We start from the raw sequence: 17,730 nt of genomic DNA on the forward strand, positions 1-17,730 counted from the left end.
CCTCTGAATGTCTTTGGCAACATTGGCGCCGCTAAGATGAACGGAGAACACTTCAGGAGGATCCGTGAGCAGCAACCCGAAGAATATTCGGCCGCCGGCGGGGCACGAGCCGCTGGACGCCATCGATGAGCGGCTGCTGGCGGCTTTGGTGGACGATGCCCGGATATCCAACAAGCAGCTGGCCGAGCTCGTAGGCATCGCCCCCTCCACCGCACTCATGCGCACCCGAGCTCTGTCGGACCGGGGCATCATCCAGGGATTTGAAGCGAAACTTAGCCTTTCCGCGATTGGCCGGTCCGTACAGGCCCTGATCGCCGTCCGGCTCCGCGCCCACGACCGGGAGCAGATCGACCGGTTCACCTCCCGCGTCCCCAAGCTGCCCGCCGTGCTGTCAACCTTCCACACGTCGGGCTCGGTCGACTATCTGCTGCACATCGCCGTCGCCACCACGGAGGACCTGCGGGACTGGGTCCTGGACAACCTGGCCACCGACCCCGTGGTGGGGCACACCGAAACCACATTGGTGTTCGACCACATGCAGGGCAACCACGGGCCGCTGCCGGAACAGGACTGACCGGGCACCGGGGCGACCGGCCACCGGGACAACCAGCCCTGCGCCGGGACCGGCCCGGCGCTGCCTAGCGGCGGGGAAGCAGCAGGCCCGAGTGGGCTGCCCCGAGGACATCTCCACGCAACAGGCTCAATTCGTCGCGGCGCCGCGCGGCGTCCCGCTGCTGCCGGACGGCTTCCTCCGGAACAACCCGGCGCCGTTCCGCCCATTCCACCAGGCCGGCGCCGATGCGGACGGCAACGGCTTCCAAGATGGAGGCACGGCGGTAGCCGGGGATGGGCTGGTTGACCGATAGAGCGCTCATCGCTCTTTCCTTTCGGAGCTCATTGACTGTTCTGTGTTGTGTGACTCCGCCTCGGCGGGGTACTGGGTCTTGCGCTGGCCGCGGGTGCCTGCGGATGCCGGGACACCGAGGATGGGGAAGGCATTGAAGTGGATCTGGACCGGCCGGGCGCCCTCCTGGTCCCCCTCGCCGCGGATCTCCTCCAGCAGCCGGTAGGAGAAGGCCTCCATGGCCCGCGTGTAGGCGCCCAGCTGCTCCTCGTTCATCCGCACATTGGCGGTGCTTACGGTGGCGGCCTCCAGCCAGTCGCGGTCCAGGGTGTCCGCGCCGTGCGCCATAAAGTGGGAGAGCACGGCCTGGCGGCGGAGTTCGAATTCCCGGTTTACCAGCCGCGACGCTTCCTGGGTGGCGGGGGAACTGGCGAGCTCAGGCGACGAAACCTCAATGGCGCCGCGCGGCCGCTCCCACCACCGCTCCCGTGCAGTGCCTTTGCCCTCCACCTCCCGAACGAAGTCGTGCTTGGCCAGCTGGCGCAGGTGATAGCTCGTGGAACCGCTGGATTCCCCGAGCAGCTCGCCGAGGCTGCACGCCGTCTGCGCACCGTACCGGGAAAGCATCTCCAGGATCTGGACTCGCAGCGGGTGCGCGAGGGCTTTGAGGGAGGCCGGATCCATCTTCCGGACGGGGAACGGCAGATCCTGCACGTCGGGGGCTTCAGAGTTCGGCTTAGTGGCCATACCGCAAGGCTACTCTTGCAAAGATTTCTTTGCAATGATTGTTTTGCAACCAGTTCTTTGCAACCGTTTCTTTGCCCGGCGAGGCCCGTACCTCCGCGGCGTGTACCGCCCGCTGCTTCGAGGGCGCTGCTATCGGCGGAGGCTGCGGCGCCAGGTGATCGCTGCGAGCAGCCCCGCCGCGCACGCGCAGGCTGTCACGAATCCGGCGACGGCCGCGTCGAGCCCGTAGGCCGCCGTCGCGAGACCCAGCCCCACCACCGGGACGGCACTTCCGAGGTAGGTGATCACATAAACGGTGCTGATGATCTGGGCGTGCCGGGACGCCTCCACCTTGCCCGCCACGTCGTTGAAAACGGTCCGGAAGGCGACGCCCTGGCCGGCGCCTGCGGCCACGCTCGCGGCAACCAGCAGCCACGGGTTTCCGGCGGCAGCCGCGGCCGCGAGGAGCGCCACCGCGCCGCCCAGCACCGCCAGCCCCGCCGGCACAGCGAACCTGCTCCGCACCGCGATCAGCTGGCTCAGGGCGGACGATCCCAGCGTCAGCCCGGCCAGCAGGCCGATCAGCGGCCGCGAATCAGTGCCAAGGATCGTCGCGAAATAACCCGGGGCGAGGGACAGGCAGAAGCCGAAGACGGCAAAGCTCAGGAAGCCGACGGCCGCCGCCAGCCAGAATGCACCCCGGGCCTCGCGGGACACCGTGGGCCGGCGCGGTGCCAGCGCCTTCAGCGGGCGGGGGCCGGCGGCAGGCTTGATGGCGGGACGGGCCCGCAGCAGGTACAGCGGAACCAGCAGGACGGCCAGGACAAGTGAATGGATGAGGTACGGCGTGGTGGTGGAGCCCGGCAGGAGGGAGAGGATCCCTCCGATCGCGGGCCCCGCCGCCACTCCCCCGGCCGAGGCCAGCAGCGTGAAACGGGAGGCCCACCCTGGGCGCTCCGGCAGCAGTTCACGCAGTGCCGCCGAGCTGGCCCCGGTGGCCAGGGCGACGGCGACACCCTGGAGCGCCCGCCCACCGCACAGCCCGGCAAGACTGTCCGCGTTCGCAAAGACCAGGCCACCGGCAAGCCCCGTCAGCACGGCAAGGACGAGGGCCGCACGGCGCCCGATGTGGTCGGACCAGTGCCCCGCGAGGATGAGCGTGGCCACGAGCGCCAGGACGTAGGCGGCGAACGCGACAGTAATGCCCAGGGAACCGATGCCCAGCCGCACCTGCAGCAGCGGATACAGCGGGGTCGCCAGGTTCGCACCCACCAGGAGCGTGAAAATGACGACGCCGGCCATGGCCAGCCGTGCGGTGGTGGACGCATCCCAGCCCAAGCGGGTGGCCGCAGCCGGACGCATTCGAAGTTCGCTAAAGACGGTCATGCCCGTGCCCTTGCCTGTGTGTCCGCGGAACCTGCCCCTTGTGGGGGCTGCTCGCGCGGATGGAATCTTGGTACCTAAAGAATGCGGCAGGAGTGAGTACCCACGCGTCATTCTGTGGGAATATTGAGCAAAACCATCAATCTTTGGCCGGATTCATGAACCGGAGTGACGATTTGAACACCTTGGACCCCACGGATCTGAAGATCCTGCTCGAGCTGATCCGCGACCCCCGCGTCCAGATCGGCGAGCTGAGCGAAAAACTCGGCATTGCGCGGAACACTGCCCAGTCACGCGTGCGCCGGATGCTGCGCTCCGGCATCCTGCACGACGGCGGCCGTGAGATCGACCTCGAAGCGGTGGGATACGACGTCGTCGCCTTTGTGACGATTGAAGTGACGCACCGGGAGCTCGACGGCGTGATCGCCGCTTTGCGGCTGATTCCGCAGGTCCTCGAAGTGCACGAGATCTCCGGCCGGGGCGACGTCTGGTGCCGGGTGGTGGCCACGGACACGCAGAATCTTCAGGGCGCGCTGCGTTCGATCCTGCGCATCAAGGGCGTGATCCGCACCGAAACGGTGCTGGCCCTCCATACGCACATCCCGTACCGGACCGAGCCGCTGATCAGCCGCCTCGTTCAATCGTCTCCGGGGCCTGCGCCCCTCCGGCCGGAATAGGATTCGAGCATGGACTGGCTCTCTTATTTCTTTCAGGTCAACTGGCTTGCCGTGCTTCTTGCCTTCGCCGCGAGCATGGCCATCGGCTTCGTCTGGTACCTGCCCGCTGTGCTCGGCAGGCGGTGGATGGAGGCCGTGGGCACGACGGAGGAGGACCTCAGGAACACCGATGGCGGCGCCGGAATCTGGGTTCCCATGATGGCAGCTGCAGCCCTGACAGCCATCCTGCTCGCAGTTCTGATCAGCAAGCTCGGACTCGACGACGCGCTGGCCGGCGGATCGTTCGCTTGTGTGCTGGCAGTGGTGTTCCGCGTAGGCGGCCACGTAATCCACAACGGGTTCGCCGGACGCCCTGCCGCGGTGACGCTCATCGACTCCGGCCACGATGTCCTCGCTGTGACAGCCGCCGGAGTCATCATCGGCGCGATGTCCTGACCCGACGCGATGTCCTGACCCAAATAGACGGAGACCTGCAGACTGTGACCATTATCGATAACGCCGTCTACGTCGACGGGGTCCGCACCGCGGAGCCCGGAAACCTGGAACAGACGTTTGAAACCCTGGGCAGCCACGGCGGAATGGCCTGGATCGGACTGTACCGTCCCTCACAAGCCGAGATGGCCGCCGTCGCCGCGGAGTTTGGCCTCCACGAGCTGGCCGTCGAGGACGCTGTATCGGCCCACCAACGGCCAAAGCTGGAGCGCTACGGGGCCAGCCTTTTCACTGTTCTAAGGCCCGCCCGGTACCGCGATGACACCGAAACCGTGGAATTCGGCGAGCTCCATATATTCGTTGGCACGAACTTCGTGGTGACCGTCCGGCATGCCGAGATGTCCGGCGTCGGCCAGGTACGCCGCCGCTTGGAGTCCAGGCCGGATCTCCTCCGCCACGGACCGCCGGCGGTACTGTACGCATTGCTGGACCAGGTGGTGGACGACTACGCCCCGGTGGTTGCCGGGCTGGAAAACGACATCGACGAAATCGAAGACCAGCTGTTTTCCGGGGATTCCGCGGTGTCCCGCCGCATCTATGAACTCGCCCGCGAGGTCATCCAGTTCCAGCGGGCCATCCATCCGCTGCCCGCCATGATGCAGCAGCTCAACGAGGGATTTGACGACTTTGCTGCCGACGCCGAGCTCCAGCACAATCTCCGGGACGTCGAGGACCACGTGGAGCGGGTGATTTCGCGGGCTGATTCATTCCGTGACCTCCTGCAGAACGCGCTGACCCTGGACGGCACTCTCACCGCCAACCGGCAGAACGAGGCGAGCGCGCAGCAGAACGAACAGGTAAAAAAGATCTCGTCCTGGGCGGCCATCTTCTTCGCCCCGTCGTTCGTGGCCGGCGTTTACGGCATGAACTTTGACCATATGCCGGAGCTGCACTGGGCCTACGGCTATCCCATGGCGATGCTGCTGATGGCCGCCACAGCAGCGCTGATGTACCTCATCTTCAAGCGGAAGGGCTGGCTTTGATGGCCGGGTTTCACCGCGGCCTGGTCATCACGCCCGGCACGGAACGGCAATTGGGCGCCTGCGGGCTCTTCAGGCCTTCCCCTTCCCAGCGGGACGTGCTGTCCCTGCCCGCCGGTCCGCTGCCGGTCAAAGGTGCCGACCCGGACATGCTGTGGGCCAGCTTTGCCGAGCTGTGCGCCGGGGATCTGTCGACGGCGGACTATCTTCTGCTGGCGGAGACGTTCCCGGCCTGGGTGGTGGACGGCATACCTTCACCTTCTGCAGAGTCCGCTGCCAGCCCGGCTGACTGGCAGCGGTTCCTGGCGTTGCTGGACGTCCTCCACGACCGGGACATCACTCCGTTCCTCATTACGCCGGTCCTGTTTAGCAGCCTCTCTGGTGCGCTCGGCGGCGGCGCTCCTGGGGAACTGGCCGCCGTGCTGTCACGCATAGGAGAGCGGCTCTCGGTGCTTCGCAGGATCGAGTCGGACGAAGAGTTGGCGGATGAGCAGTCCGGCGGCTGCTAACAACAGCCGTAACCCTGCCGTCCCGAGCCGGTTGTGTCTGCTTACAATCGATTGACATCAACTACTGAGGGAATCATGAAGAAACTCACTACCGCCCTGCTTGCCGCCGGGTTCGTCCTCTCCGCTTCCGCCTGCGCTGCACCGCAGCTCACCACCGCACAAACCTGCGACCGGATCAGGACGGTTGTCTCGAACCCCACGAACTCCGTCGGCAAGACCGGCATGACCCGCCTGGCCAACCAGATCCGCCCCATCGAGGCGGTGTCCTCGGACGAGCTGCGCCCGGCGCTGCAGGCCATCCTGGAATACACGGACGAGTCCGCTAAGGAAACGCCGGATGAGGCGAAGCTCACCGAACTGAAGACCGGCTACGAGCAAGCCGGCAGTACCTACAGCAGGTTCTGCGGCGGCCAGTAGCCCGCTTCTCCTACACGTCTGGCGGCCACGGGCGGGGCACTCCTCCTGCCCTTGGCCGCCTTTTGCGTTGGCAAAACAAGGCTGCCCTTGCAAGATGCGGGCAGAATCCGGCTCTGCCCCGCTTTTCCTGATACCGCAGCTGCAGCCCCAAGCTTGGGAAAACCTTGGGCGTGCAGCGTCCAACCCCGCACCCAAGGGGTAAAAGCGAAGTCTGACTCTCAGGTTGCTCCGGCGTTTCATAACGTGCAGGCCGCAGACTGTTCCTGTCCCTGAAGCAGAAGGTAGCCGCGAACCGTCGCTTCAGAACAGCCGGGTCCGGAACGCATTCCCCCCATGTACTCCGGACCCGGCGGACAATTACCTCACGAACTCTTGATCCGAACCTGCGATGACAGTGTCAGGTTCTTGAGCTGTGTCCCGGACCATTTCATTGAGACTCGCAGGACGGCGTGGACAAATGGATGAGGTGGCTGCATGGCGGAGGAGGACCCGGACTCGGGCCAGGACCTTCCGGTACTGGATGACGGCACGCTGCAGGACCTCACGGAGGAAGCCGGGGAGGAGGTAGCGCAGAAGTTCATGGAGGAGTATCTGGTGATGCTCCCCGTGCGGGCCGCCAGGATCTTCAAGGGCCTCACCCGCGGCGATACAGACACGACCCTCGAGGCCATCATCAGCCTGAGGGCCAGCTCAGGGATGGCCGGCGCACAGCGGCTCGAAGCCTACTGCCGCAGCCTTGAGAGCGCGCTGAAGCACGGGCACAACCCGGACATGACGGCAGTGAAGGCAGTACTGTTCGCCAACATCCGGCAGGTAGTCCGGGAAGCATCCAGGCGTGGCCATCTGCCGCCTAAATCCCACGGAACTTCGGGTCCTTGAGCTGCAGCCGCGCATCCCCCACCCTGCGCCGCAGCAGATGCAGCGAAAACTGCTGGACAATTTTCTTGATCCAGTATTGATCAGTTGCCGATATGCCCTTGAGACACGTGGAGGAGAGTCAGCAGGAGCGGTACCCAGACAGGAATCCGGAACGAATTCCGGCGGGAGCAAAGGAGTCCAGCAATGACAGTCCGGCCAGCGACGAACAGCACCAACGAGGTCTCCGAAGACGAGCCCGCGACTGCGTTCACGCCTGATGCCCAACTCCGTCGACTGCCATATCGGAGGCAGCTCCCGCGTCCAAGCAGCGGAAGCTGAACCTCCCTGAGGTCTTCCCCGTATACCCATTCGTCTGAGCATTAGTCCTGACGCGGTGTGGGGGCCGGCGGCGGCTGGGGGGAGTTGCCTACTCTCGGAGGCACTCGCCGCCACCGGCCGAATACAGTCTCTCTCGGAAAGCCGGCTCGCACCCGAGTAGCCCGTACCTGAATCCGGCCCCTTTCCACCACTCGGCTCCGCAGGCGGGGCTGTCGGCATTTCCATGGGATGTCGCCGGGATGCAAAAAACACCCCGGTCCGAAGACCGGGGTGTAACTGTGGAGCTAAGGGGATTCGAACCCCTGACCTCTTCGATGCGAACGAAGCGCTCTACCAACTGAGCTATAACCCCGTGGCGCCGTTTCCCGGAGGAACTTCAACGCCGGTTTCCCTAGGCTACAAATTTTCTTGCCGGTTTGCCAACCAGGCCTCAAATGTCGTCTGTCCGTAACGCTGTTCGGGCGCCAGGTTCTTTCCATCACGCAGAAATCTTCCCATCTGTCCGGGCAGCGGCAGTTCGGTCACGAGGCCCCTGGCGCCGGTTATCCGTTTCCAGACGCCGGCCAGCGATCCCATGCTCAGCACCTCCGGCCCACCGATTGTCTGCACCGCGTGGGAGTCACTGGTCGGCGGTTCCAGTGCGGCTTCCAGCAGCGCCGCCGCAACGTCGGACGGGGCGATCGGCTGGAACCAGGCACCTTTGATCACCGGTACGAGGCCAACGCGGGAACCCGCACCGAAAATCCCCGCCACCAGGCTGTGGAACTGCGTTGCCCGCACTGTGCGCGTTTCGAGCGGCGACCTCGCGTATACGCGCTCTTTGTCCGCCTTTGACCGGTAATACGTGAGGGCGCTTTGGTCGCAGTTAACGATGGATAGCTGTACGGCCCTGGCCACGCCAGCCGCCGCGGCTTCGCCCAGCAGCAGCGCGCCGCCGGCCGCATAGTGCCTGAGTGCTTTGCCGGTCCGCGCTTCAAGGCAATCGATGACGACGTCGGCACCCGCCAGCGCTTCCGGCACCCCTCCTCCGGTGGTGACATCCGCGCGGAAGTACGTGGCGCCGTCGTAATACTCCCGGGCACCCGGGCACGGCGGGTTCCGAGTCAAAACGGCGACGGCGTGCCCCAGTCCAAGCGCCTGGCGCACCACTTCACGGCCGGCCTCACCAGTGCCGCCGGCCACGCAGATTCGAGTCATCCCTGCGCCGCCTAGGCCGGCACGGATGCCCGGCTACGCGCGGCGGCGCTGCAGGACGTCATCAAGGTTGCTCAGCGCGCTCTGGGCCTTGGTCAGCGGCTTAGCGGGCGAGGCATTGGGGGAGGCTACAGGAGGTGCGGCGGCCGTACCCTGCTTGAGTGAAGGCTTGCCCACGGACTTCGGCGCCTCGGGCAACGCCAAGGGCTCGGGCGCGGGACGCTCGGCTTTGGCCGCTTCAACGTATGTCGGCTTGGGAACCTCCACCGGATCCCAGCTGGATTCAGGCGAGGCTGCCGGCCCCTGCACAGGGGCCGCGGCGCTTTCGTCGCCGGCCGCGAGGGCAACTGCCAGTGCCGCCTCGCGCAGTTCGACTGCCGTGAGGGGCTTGGGCTTCGGCGTCTCCGCCTCGGCGTCGAAGAGGGCGCTTTCACGGGGCTTCACAGGCTCCGGGGCGGGTGCCACCTTCTCGGGGTGCTCGACGGACGATTCCCGGCTGACGGCCGAGCCCATGGCCGCCCGGAAGGCGGCGCTGACTTTCCTGCGCCGGTCACGGACGGCAAGCCGCCGCAAAACCACGACGGCGGCAACACCGGCCAGGAACGCCACGGCCGGAACCCAGGGGTTGCCGAGCCCAAACAGCCGCAGGACTCCGGCCACAATCGCCGTCAGGAAGGACAGCAAGCCGACGAAAGCGATGGCCGTCCGCCCGTAGCGGATCCGAAAAACACCGGCCCCCTGGGCGGCAGGCCTATTGCCGGACGGACCCGGGGTGAGGCCTGTTGCTGGTTCGCTGCTCTTCCTGGTGTCCATGCGTTTCTCCTGCTGGGCGGCCATATACACGATCGTCCCGGCTTGCGGGTTTGCAGTTTCGGCGTCGGCGTTTTCCAACGTCAGGTCACCGGCAGCCTGGAACTGATGCCGGCCGTTGCGGAGCACGTAAGGGGCAACCCAAACGATCCAGAGCGCAACAGCAGCCACAAGGATGACTGAGCTGCTAAGGGGGAAGTCCACACACAAAACCGTATGAGGAATGTTGGGGCTGTTGTGGCATTCGTCTCGGTGTGTCGCGGCCGAGCTTCAAATCATTGGACTTATGCACAGAACCCGGCCCTGACCAGCGGCTCCGCCGGTCAGCGGTCAGGCGGGCCTGACCCGCAGCCAGCGGCTGAGGAGGCCTTCCGGAACTTCCTCTGAAGTCAGGGCGAAGGAGCGGTGGTCTGCCCATTCCCCATTGATGTGCAGGTACCGCGGACGGTAGCCCTCGTCCCGGAAGCCCAGCTTTTCCACGACCCGCAGGCTGGGTCCGTTTTCGGGACGGATGTTGATCTCCATCCGGTGCAAGGCCAAGAGTCCGGAAGCAGTGATCGGTCGCCATCGCCACCGCCGTGGGAGCGATCCCGTGCCCGGCCCGCGCCTGATCCACCCAGTAGCCAAGCGTCGCCATCAGGGCTGACCCCCACACAATGGAGGAGACCGTCAGCTGTCCCACGATGACGGGGTCACGGTGCCCGGGTGTCCACTCCGCGATCACAAAGGGCAGCGCCGTGGCCTGGGCCGCCTGCGTGTTAAGTGACCTGACCATCTGGCGGTAATCCGGCAGGGAGCCGCCCGGGATCGGATTGGAGGCTTCCCAGGGCGCCAGCCAGTCGCTGTTGCGGGAACGGACCTCAGTCCACTCCTTCCGGTCCCGGTACCTGATCGGCCGCAGGACAAGGTCCCCGCACTCCAGCGTGACCGGCCAGATGTGGCTGACCCTCATGAAGGGTTACTTGGACAGACGGGCGGCAACTTCCGGAAGCCAGGCACGCAGACCGGGTCCGAGGTCGTCGCTGTCGATGGCGAGCTCCACGCAGGCCTTGAGGTAGCTGAGCTTGTCTCCGGTGTCGTAACGGCGGCCGCGGAAAACCACACCGTACACACCGCCGCCTTCACCGTCCCGGCTGGCCAGCTCCTGCAGGGCGTCCGTCAGCTGGATCTCGCCGCCGCGGCCGGGTTCGGTCTTTTCCAGCACATCGAAGACATCGGGGTGGAGCACATAGCGGCCAATGACAGCCAGGTTGGAGGGCGCCTCGTCGACGTCCGGCTTCTCCACCAGCTTGTTGATCCGGACGAAGCTTTCGCCATCAATTGCGGAGATGTCCGCGCAGCCATAGGCACTGATCTGGGACGGCTCCACCTCGATGAGGGCCACCACTGAACCGCCGGTCTTGGCCTGCACATCGATCATGATGCTGAGGAGATCGTCGCGGGCATCGATGAGGTCGTCACCGAGGAGAACGGCGAACGGCTCGTAGCCCACGTGCTGGCGCGCACGCAGCACCGCGTGGCCCAGGCCCTTGGGGTCACCCTGGCGGACATAGTGGATGTCGCCCAAGTTGCTCGCTGCCTGGATCGACTCCAGCTTGGCGGTGTCGCCCTTGGCCTCCAGCGTCGCTTCCAGGGCCGGGACGCGGTCGAAGTGGTCCTCGAGCGCGCGCTTGTTGCGTCCGGTGATCATCAGGACGTCACTCAGGCCTACCTTCACAGCCTCCTCGACGACGTACTGGATGGCCGGCTTGTCAACCACCGGCAGCATCTCCTTGGGCATGGCCTTGGTGGCAGGCAGGAACCTGGTGCCGAGCCCAGCAGCGGGGATTACGGCCTTGCGGACTGAACAATTAATGGAAGTCACTGGTCTAATCTATCCGAGGGAACATTCATACGGTAAATGCATCCGGCAGCGGCCCGGCCGCCTGCCGCTGCGACAAAGGATGACATCCATGCCAACAGGGACAATGCCGTCGAAGGACGGGATCCGTTCGCGGCACCGGCAGATCCGGGCCACGATGACAGCAACAGACCTCTCAATCGCCGGCGACGGCATCGCCACCCATGGGCTGCCGTGGGCCGAAGCCATCGCTGCGGGCAAGCCCGCCACGTTCACCGCCTACCTCGGCGTCGCTTTCGAACCGCCAACCCTTCCCCTGCTGCACGCACTGCATGAGGCCGGCCACAGCATCCTGCTCCCTGTCTGCGAACCGGACCGGGAACTCAGCTGGGTCTTCTGGACGCCCGACAGCGAGTTTATCCGCAGCAGATATGCGCCCATCCAGGAACCTGCCGGTGAGCGCCACGGCCTGGATGTGGTGCGGACTGCGGCCGGAATGTTCATGCCGGCTACGGCTGTGGACCGCAGCGGCAACCGGATCGGACAGGGTGGCGGCTATTACGACAAGTTCCTGGCTGCGGCCAACGCCGGCGGCCTGCACCTTCCCAAGGCTGCCATCATCTATGACTCCGAACTCCTGCCCGCCCAGACCATCCCGGCTGAAGACTTTGACCGCCCCGTCGAGGCAGTCCTCATGCCCTCCGGGCTGGTAGCCTTCGCGTGACCTCGCCCGGGCGGGGTGATAGAATTGGCACTCAGGCCCTGCGACTGCTAATGGAGGCGTTTCCGCCGCGGTGATCCGTCAAGGAGAATCCGGGGAAATGAAGCCAGGCAGCACGGGACCTGTCGTTTGTCCAAGAGGAGGATCTACAGTGCCCACGTATGCCTATGCCTGCAAAGATTGCAGCCATGCTTTCGACATCGTGCAGTCTTTCACCGACAGCACTCTGACGTCCTGCCCCGAATGCCAGGGCACGCTCCGCAAGAAGTTCAACAGCGTCGGTGTGGTCTTCAAGGGCTCCGGCTTCTACCGGACTGATTCGCGCGACTCCAAGGGAAGCACCGTCTCGCCCTCCCCCGCTGCGTCAGCGCCGGCCGCCCCGGCCGCCTCCTCGTCGTCTGCATCATCCGCTGCCCCGGCAGCTGCAGCCGCGAGCTAGGCGAGTTCCTGCGGCACCTGCCGCCTTCAAGCTAATAGCGTCCGGCCGGGATTACCCGGCCGGACTCTTTTCCTTCGGCAGGGTTTCCCCCGGCTACTAGTATCGGTTCGGGCAGTCTTCCGATGCGCCTCGGGGGCCTTTTCCACATACGCCCGCCTGCACCTGTCGTGAGGCGAGGGATGGCCCGTAGCGTGACGGCATGCCAGCTACCGGAATTTTCCCTGCAAGGGCATCCCGCCCAGCCGTTCGTCCCGGCCGGGGCAAGGCATTGCCCGGCTCCGCCGCCCGCCCGCGCCCGCGCGGACGGCGCTTCGCGGGATGGCTGAACCGTAACCGCCGTCTTGCCGTGGCACTCCTCCTCTGCGCGGCCGCGGGGATCGCCGTCCACCAGCTCACTCCTGCCCCTGCCCAGACCGTGAGCGTCCTCGCCGCTGCCCGTGACCTACCAGCCGGAGCGAACCTGGCTGGGAGTGATGTCGGGACCATCAGCGTTCCGCCGGCTATGGTGCCCGACGGGACTTTCGCTGACAGCGCCGGAGTGGACGGCAAGCAGCTGGCAGTGCCGCTTCGCAAGGGCCAGCTCCTCACCGATGCGCAGCTCGTCGGGCCAGGGCTGCTGACGGGGGCGCCGCCCGGGTCCGCTGCGGTACCGCTGCGGATGGCGGACCCGTCATCCATCCAGCTGGTGTCCCCCGGCCAACTCGTGAACGTTGTCCTGACAAGCGGCAACGGCTATGAGCAGGCATCAGCCTCGAAGGTACTCGCCAAGGCAGTGCCCGTCCTGTGGACCTCCGGCCAGGAAGGCCAAGGCAGCCAGTGGCTTGCTGCCGGGGATTCGGACGGGCTGCTGGTGGTGGCCGCCACCCCTGCCCAGGCCAGTGCCTTGGCGGGCGCGTCAACCCAGGGAAAGCTGTTTTTCGTACTGGTAGCATCCGGTGCCCGGTGAGCCAGGCCGTGCGAATCCTCTGGCTTGTTGAAATCCCCTCGCTTGTGGGAATCCCCTCGCTTGCGAGATTCCGCGACGTGTTTGCCCGGTTGCTCAGCCCCAGTGCGGGGGCTTCTGCTCCTTCAGCCAAGCGTCGTGGTCGTTGCCGGATTCTGCGTCGCCCCAGGTCCGGGGATCGTCCTCGGCTGCCCGCTTGGGGACCACGCCGGTCCGCTGCGGCCCGCCCGCTTTGGCGCGGCGAGCCTTTGCGGGCTTCTCCCGGCCTGCGGACTGAGCATCCCTGCGCTCGGTGCCGTTGTTGCGCTCGGCCCCGCCGTCGGATGTCACAGCGGGCCCTCCTTCCGTCCCGTGGCCGGCCGTTCCAAGCCGGGCTCAGAACCGAAGCCGACTCCGGCGCGGGCAGCGTCGGAACCGGAATCCTCCCTGTCGGCGTCCGCCTGATGGGTGCCAGCCTGATCCACGCCCCTCTGATCCACGTCCCTCTGGTTAGCGTGTGTCTGACCGGCGCCCGTCAGTTCAGCGTCGCTCAGACCAGCGTCTGTCGGATCAGCGTCGGTCTGATTCGCATCCGACGAGTGCGCGTCCGCCAGGACCGCCTCGGTGGTGCCCTGATCGCGTGCTTCCCGGCCGCTCTGGTCAGCATCGTAACCGATCGGGTCGTCGCTGAATCTGCCATCCATGTCTTGGTACGGGTCTTCCTCCTGTTCGGGCTCCAGGTCGCCCACTGCAAAAGTGCTGACGTCGTCATCCAGGAAGAATTCCGGCGCGCCCACGGAACGCAGCGAAGGGGCGGGCTTCTCAAGCCCGAGGTACCCGCCGATCCTGTCGGCGCAGGCCGAGGGATCTGTGAAGACCTCGATGGTCCACAGCGGCATATACCTCCAGCCGAGCCGCTCCAGCAGCTGGGGGCGCAGCCTGCTGCGTTCCCGGACCGTCATCTGCCGGTACTGCTCGGTGCCGTCCGATTCGATGGCTACCGGCCGTGGAATGTCGGCCTCGTCCTGGCCCATGGTGCTGAGCGGATCGGCCGCGGCCACCACGTCGATGACGCCGTCGTACTGGTGCCATACTCGGGCACCGCGGGCACGCAGCCGGTCGCCGAGATCAGCAACCAGTGGATCAGCGCCCAACGCCTGTTCACTTGCCGCTGCCCTGGACGCAGGCGTCCCCAGGTCGGTGTTGCCGGAGATCTCCCGGTCCAGAAGTTCGAAGAGATCGACGGCGCCGTGGGCCAGCCGTGTCCGGTCAAGATCCTCCGGTTTGAAGCACGTCAGGACGTGGAGCGACTGCCGTGCCCGGGTCATGGCCAGGGCGAACTTGGCCCGGCCGCCCTCGGCGGACAGCGGACCGAAGCTGTGCAGGGCGCGGCCGTGCGGCGTCCGCCCGTAGCCCGGCGAGAAGATCACGCGGTCGCGGACCAGCCCCTGGGCACGCTCCAGGTCCACAACCCGGAAGGATTCATCACCTGCCGTGAAGAATCCGGACAGCGACGGATGGTTGGGCAGCTGCAGCCGGATAGACTCGCCGATGCGTGCCGCGTGCCGGAGGCTGGCGGTCACCACCGCCAGCGATGTCCGGGGACGGAGCCGCGCGTGCTCGAACACGAGCTCCACTACCCGGTTCACCTCGGCCACCACCGACTCGACACCCTCGTGGTCGGCGCTGGGCAGTCCCGTGCCGTCGGGCAGGTACTCCACCGTCAGCGCACGGTCCAGCCCCGTGGCCGACTGCCCTTCGGGGAGCCGGTGGAGGCCTCCGTCATAAAAGTTTTTGCTGAGCTGCAACACCAGGTCCTCGTCCACCGCGCGGTAGACAGAGCGCAGCGGCGCCGTCGGCAGCACTGCCGAAAGTGCGGTGAACGCGCTTTCGACACTCTGATGCGACTGTTCGCCGGCGGCGAGCCGCTCCACGGCAACGGTGAAGGTGCGGGGACTGGCGATCCTGTCGTCGCCGAAGGCGATAACCTGCTTGGCGCGGGCGACGGCCGGGAGGACAGCCTGCAGCGAGGTTGCCTCGGCATCGAGGATCACCACAGCGTCAAACTTCTGCTCGGCAGGCAGGAGGCCGGTCATGAGGTAGGGGCTGACCGACCAGACAGGCACCAGCATGGGAACCAGGCCCGGTGCCTGCGCCGTCAGCGCGGCCAGCGTGACCCGCCCGTCCTTAAGCAGGCTCCGGAGCAGGTCCGCCTGGCGGGCATGCTCCTCGATGCCCGCGCGCCAGCGCTCAGCCAGCTTCCACCGCAGCCGCCCGGCACCGCTGGCGATGTGGGCGTTGTCCGCGAGCCGGTACTCCGCCTCCAGCTGGCGCAGCGCGTCGCCATCGGACATGGCCAGGTAGTCGTCACCGCTGATCATCGCCTCAAGCGCCGACTGCCACCAGGCCAGGTCAAGTTCGGCAGCGACGGACCCGGCCCCGACCTCGCGCTCCGAGAGGTCTGCCAGCAGCTCCCCCAGCCCGTGCTCGCGCATGTTTTCGATGAGCAGCGTGCGCTCGGGCAGGGTCTGCAGCGTCTGGGTGTCCGCGACCAGCCGTTCCAGACGCTCCATGAGCTCCGGGTACGGAACATTTTCGAGCGAACCGCCCGCAGCCGTGTGCCGCAGGGCATCACCCAGCATCTTCATCTCGCGGGTCAGTCCACGGTGCATGATGCTGATTTCCGCCAGGCCGGACGGTACCGCCGGATGCCGCTGTGTGGTGGCGTACCCGGCCCACTGGGCACGCTGTTCCTGGACCAGCACCAGCGAACTGTGAAGATCGGCAATATGCACGCCCGGGCGGACGTACTCCTTGGCCACCCGGCGCAGGCGGGACCGCTGCATCGAGGCCATGTCGATGCCGCGCTCCCTGCGCCAGGACGAGGACGCCGTCGCGGAAATCAGGTCGGTCACGGGCCGGTCAAAAATGTCCGGGGTGAATTTGTCCAGGCTTTCACGGACGGCCACCAGGAGCTTGAGCTGGGAGCCCCATTCGGCGAAGGTGGTGCCCAGGCGGATTTCGGCGTGGCTGGCCACGTCCTTCATCCGTTTCTGCAGCAGCGGCAGCTTCTTCGCCACCGCACGCACAAGCTCCTGCGCTTCCTCGGTTTCCTTGCGCGTCACCAGCCGTGCACCGTGCCAGGGGCTGGTGGTCGATGCCCTGCTGAACGCACCGAGTTCGGCGGCGCGCTTCAGCCGCCCAGCCAGCTCCTCGCGGTCCCGGATGTTGTCCAGGACGCTGCGCTTGAGACGGACGGTGGTGGCCGGTGCAGGCTGGATGGACGTCAGCTCCGCGAGCGACTGCATGGCCTGGTACGGCGAGCAGCCCCACCGCTGCCGCACGTTGTGCAGCGACGCGACGTGGTCCACAAGCGCATGGCGGTGCTCGGTGAGCGTCTTGTGCAGGCTCCCGAGCTGCGGCTCCTGGGCCTTCTCGTTGCGCACGATGGCACGCACCAGCTGGCCCTTGAGCTGCTGCGGTGTTGCGTTTCCGGACAGCTGGAAAAGGATGGAGTCCAAGCCCAGGTTTTCGAGGCGTCCGGCCACCTCGTTGAGACTGGCACGCCGGTCCCCCACCACCAGAACGGTCTTGCCTTCGTCCACGAGCGCACCGATGGTGTTGATGGCCGTCTGCGTCTGGCCGGTGCCGGGCGGGCTGCTCACCACCAGCGAGTCCCCTGCCCTGACGGCGTCGATCACATACTGCTGGTCGGCGTCGGCGTCCAGGAGGAGCAGCTCCTCGGCCGGGTCGCGCTCGTCCACGCTGGGAAAGCGTCCGGGCTGGAGCGCGGGCACGTCGACGATTTCACCCGACGCGGCCTTGGCCAGCGAGGCCACCAGGGCGTTCTGCCCGTTGATCCACGGATCGTCAAGGTTGCCGGAAAGGTCCGCGAAGGTCGAGACGAGCAGGTTGTGCTCCACGTCGGCGCCGTGGATCGGCTTGACCAGTGTGCTGATCCGGTCCAGCACGGGCAGGGGGTCGAACCGCGCTGTGCTGTACGCCATCCGTGTCACGGCGTTCACGTCGAACACGATCCCGTGGATGTTTTTCAGGTGCCGGATCAGGGCCGGATTAATGCGGGCCTGCTCCGTGAGCTGAAGTTCGTAGTCGTCTTCGCCGGGGCGGATGGTGAGCGACATGGCCGTCAGCATCACCGGCGCCGAGACCCGCTGCGGTTTCCCACCCACGGCGGAGGTCCACACCACGGTGCCAGCCGAGAGGTACCCGGCCTCGATGCCGCGGTCGTTGGCCAGTTCGAAAATCTTCGAGCGCAGGTTCCGGCAGGCCCGGGCGGCCACGACGTACTGTTGCTGGTCGCGGATCAGCGTGGAGAGCCGCGTCCGGCGCCCGGCCATCAGCTGCGCCAGGCCCGAAGGGTGCGCGTGGGTGAGGTCGATGGAACCCTCGGGCGTTTTGGTGAAGCGCAGCATGGTGTCTGCCCCCGTTACGGGCTTGAGCCCGGACAGCCACTTCCTGAGCTCCTCCGAACCCTCGGAGTCGACCTGACCTACTGACACTACTGCCTTCTTTTCTGAGCTTGCGCGTGACGCCTTGGACCATACGGGCATAGTTTCGA

Annotated in this window: 18 protein-coding genes, 1 tRNA gene and 1 pseudogene; 10 read left to right on the top strand and 10 right to left on the bottom strand. The window is 66.3% G+C overall.

Annotated features, from left to right (window positions below; genetic code table 11):
* The first annotated feature begins 64 nt into the window (after positions 1–64).
* Positions 65–574: an Lrp/AsnC family transcriptional regulator gene (locus QF036_RS18345; protein WP_003805226.1), complete on the top strand. Its 510-nt coding sequence runs from the start codon at positions 65–67 to the stop codon at positions 572–574.
* A gap of 64 nt (positions 575–638) precedes the next feature.
* Here the strand turns inward: QF036_RS18345 and QF036_RS18350 are convergent, their stop codons facing one another.
* The 3 genes from QF036_RS18350 to QF036_RS18360 form a co-directional block, all read right to left on the bottom strand.
* Positions 639–875: a 2-nitropropane dioxygenase gene (locus QF036_RS18350; protein WP_307104161.1), complete on the bottom strand. Its 237-nt coding sequence runs from the start codon at positions 873–875 to the stop codon at positions 639–641.
* The gene (locus QF036_RS18355) at positions 872–1,591 is read right to left on the bottom strand and encodes an ArsR/SmtB family transcription factor (RefSeq protein WP_307104163.1); all 720 of its coding nucleotides are present in this window, start codon (positions 1,589–1,591) and stop codon (positions 872–874) included. The genes QF036_RS18350 and QF036_RS18355 overlap by 4 nt, the downstream gene beginning before the upstream one ends.
* Before the next feature lie 129 nt (positions 1,592–1,720).
* On the bottom strand, positions 1,721–2,956 hold the full coding sequence (locus QF036_RS18360; RefSeq protein ID WP_307104165.1) for an MFS transporter: 1,236 nt from the start codon (positions 2,954–2,956) through the stop codon (positions 1,721–1,723).
* 173 nt (positions 2,957–3,129) lie between these two features.
* On the opposite strand from QF036_RS18360, the gene QF036_RS18365 reads away from it, so the two are divergent.
* The 6 genes from QF036_RS18365 (at position 3,130) to QF036_RS18390 (ending at position 6,907) form a co-directional block, all read left to right on the top strand.
* Positions 3,130–3,630: an Lrp/AsnC family transcriptional regulator gene (locus QF036_RS18365; RefSeq protein ID WP_373460188.1), complete on the top strand. Its 501-nt coding sequence runs from the start codon at positions 3,130–3,132 to the stop codon at positions 3,628–3,630.
* A gap of 9 nt (positions 3,631–3,639) precedes the next feature.
* Positions 3,640–4,065: a DUF1761 domain-containing protein gene (locus tag QF036_RS18370; RefSeq protein ID WP_307104169.1), complete on the top strand. Its 426-nt coding sequence runs from the start codon at positions 3,640–3,642 to the stop codon at positions 4,063–4,065.
* A 44-nt stretch (positions 4,066–4,109) separates the two neighbouring features.
* Positions 4,110–5,105 (top strand): magnesium/cobalt transporter CorA, encoded by a 996-nt coding sequence (gene corA / locus QF036_RS18375; protein ID WP_307104170.1) that lies wholly within the window; start codon positions 4,110–4,112, stop codon positions 5,103–5,105.
* Positions 5,105–5,611, top strand: a complete 507-nt coding sequence (gene zapE, locus QF036_RS18380; protein ID WP_307104172.1) for an AFG1/ZapE family ATPase — start codon at positions 5,105–5,107, stop codon at positions 5,609–5,611. The genes corA and zapE overlap by 1 nt, the downstream gene beginning before the upstream one ends.
* A 75-nt stretch (positions 5,612–5,686) precedes the next feature.
* Positions 5,687–6,028 (top strand): hypothetical protein, encoded by a 342-nt coding sequence (locus QF036_RS18385; protein ID WP_003805240.1) that lies wholly within the window; start codon positions 5,687–5,689, stop codon positions 6,026–6,028.
* 474 nt (positions 6,029–6,502) lie between these two features.
* Positions 6,503–6,907: a hypothetical protein gene (locus QF036_RS18390; RefSeq protein WP_307104174.1), complete on the top strand. Its 405-nt coding sequence runs from the start codon at positions 6,503–6,505 to the stop codon at positions 6,905–6,907.
* A gap of 597 nt (positions 6,908–7,504) precedes the next feature.
* On the opposite strand, the gene QF036_RS18395 is transcribed toward QF036_RS18390, so the two are convergent.
* The 5 genes and pseudogenes from QF036_RS18395 to galU form a co-directional block, all read right to left on the bottom strand.
* Positions 7,505–7,577, bottom strand: a tRNA-Ala gene (locus QF036_RS18395).
* Positions 7,578–7,621: 44 nt separating this feature from the next.
* Complete coding sequence (locus QF036_RS18400; protein ID WP_307104176.1) at positions 7,622–8,422, bottom strand: SDR family oxidoreductase; 801 nt, start codon at positions 8,420–8,422, stop codon at positions 7,622–7,624.
* 33 nt (positions 8,423–8,455) lie between these two features.
* Complete coding sequence (locus tag QF036_RS18405; RefSeq protein WP_307104178.1) at positions 8,456–9,433, bottom strand: hypothetical protein; 978 nt, start codon at positions 9,431–9,433, stop codon at positions 8,456–8,458.
* Positions 9,434–9,559: 126 nt separating this feature from the next.
* Positions 9,560–10,181 (bottom strand): annotated as a pseudogene (locus QF036_RS18410) (GNAT family N-acetyltransferase).
* A 6-nt stretch (positions 10,182–10,187) separates the two neighbouring features.
* The gene (gene galU / locus QF036_RS18415; RefSeq protein ID WP_307104180.1) at positions 10,188–11,093 is read right to left on the bottom strand and encodes a UTP--glucose-1-phosphate uridylyltransferase GalU; all 906 of its coding nucleotides are present in this window, start codon (positions 11,091–11,093) and stop codon (positions 10,188–10,190) included.
* A gap of 88 nt (positions 11,094–11,181) precedes the next feature.
* Here galU and QF036_RS18420 point away from each other — a divergent pair, with 88 nt between their 5' ends.
* The 3 genes from QF036_RS18420 to cpaB all read left to right on the top strand — a co-directional run bounded on the left by QF036_RS18420 (position 11,182) and on the right by cpaB (position 13,175).
* Positions 11,182–11,793 (top strand): 5-formyltetrahydrofolate cyclo-ligase, encoded by a 612-nt coding sequence (locus QF036_RS18420; protein ID WP_307104182.1) that lies wholly within the window; start codon positions 11,182–11,184, stop codon positions 11,791–11,793.
* A gap of 148 nt (positions 11,794–11,941) precedes the next feature.
* A complete protein-coding gene (locus tag QF036_RS18425) occupies positions 11,942–12,229 on the top strand; it encodes an FmdB family zinc ribbon protein (protein WP_307104183.1) in 288 nt (95 codons plus the stop codon).
* A gap of 199 nt (positions 12,230–12,428) precedes the next feature.
* Positions 12,429–13,175 carry a Flp pilus assembly protein CpaB gene (gene cpaB / locus QF036_RS18430; protein ID WP_307104184.1) on the top strand — a complete coding sequence of 249 codons (747 nt, stop codon included), beginning with the start codon at positions 12,429–12,431 and terminating at the stop codon, positions 13,173–13,175.
* Between the two features lie 93 nt (positions 13,176–13,268).
* Here cpaB and QF036_RS18435 read toward each other — a convergent pair whose 3' ends face one another.
* Positions 13,269–13,502: a hypothetical protein gene (locus QF036_RS18435; protein WP_307104186.1), complete on the bottom strand. Its 234-nt coding sequence runs from the start codon at positions 13,500–13,502 to the stop codon at positions 13,269–13,271.
* Complete coding sequence (locus QF036_RS18440) at positions 13,499–17,722, bottom strand: AAA family ATPase (protein ID WP_307104188.1); 4,224 nt, start codon at positions 17,720–17,722, stop codon at positions 13,499–13,501. Before QF036_RS18440 ends, QF036_RS18435 begins: the two co-directional genes overlap by 4 nt.
* Positions 17,723–17,730 lie beyond the last annotated feature (8 nt).

This window comes from Arthrobacter globiformis, from assembly GCF_030817195.1.
Taxonomy (GTDB): domain Bacteria; phylum Actinomycetota; class Actinomycetes; order Actinomycetales; family Micrococcaceae; genus Arthrobacter; species Arthrobacter globiformis_D.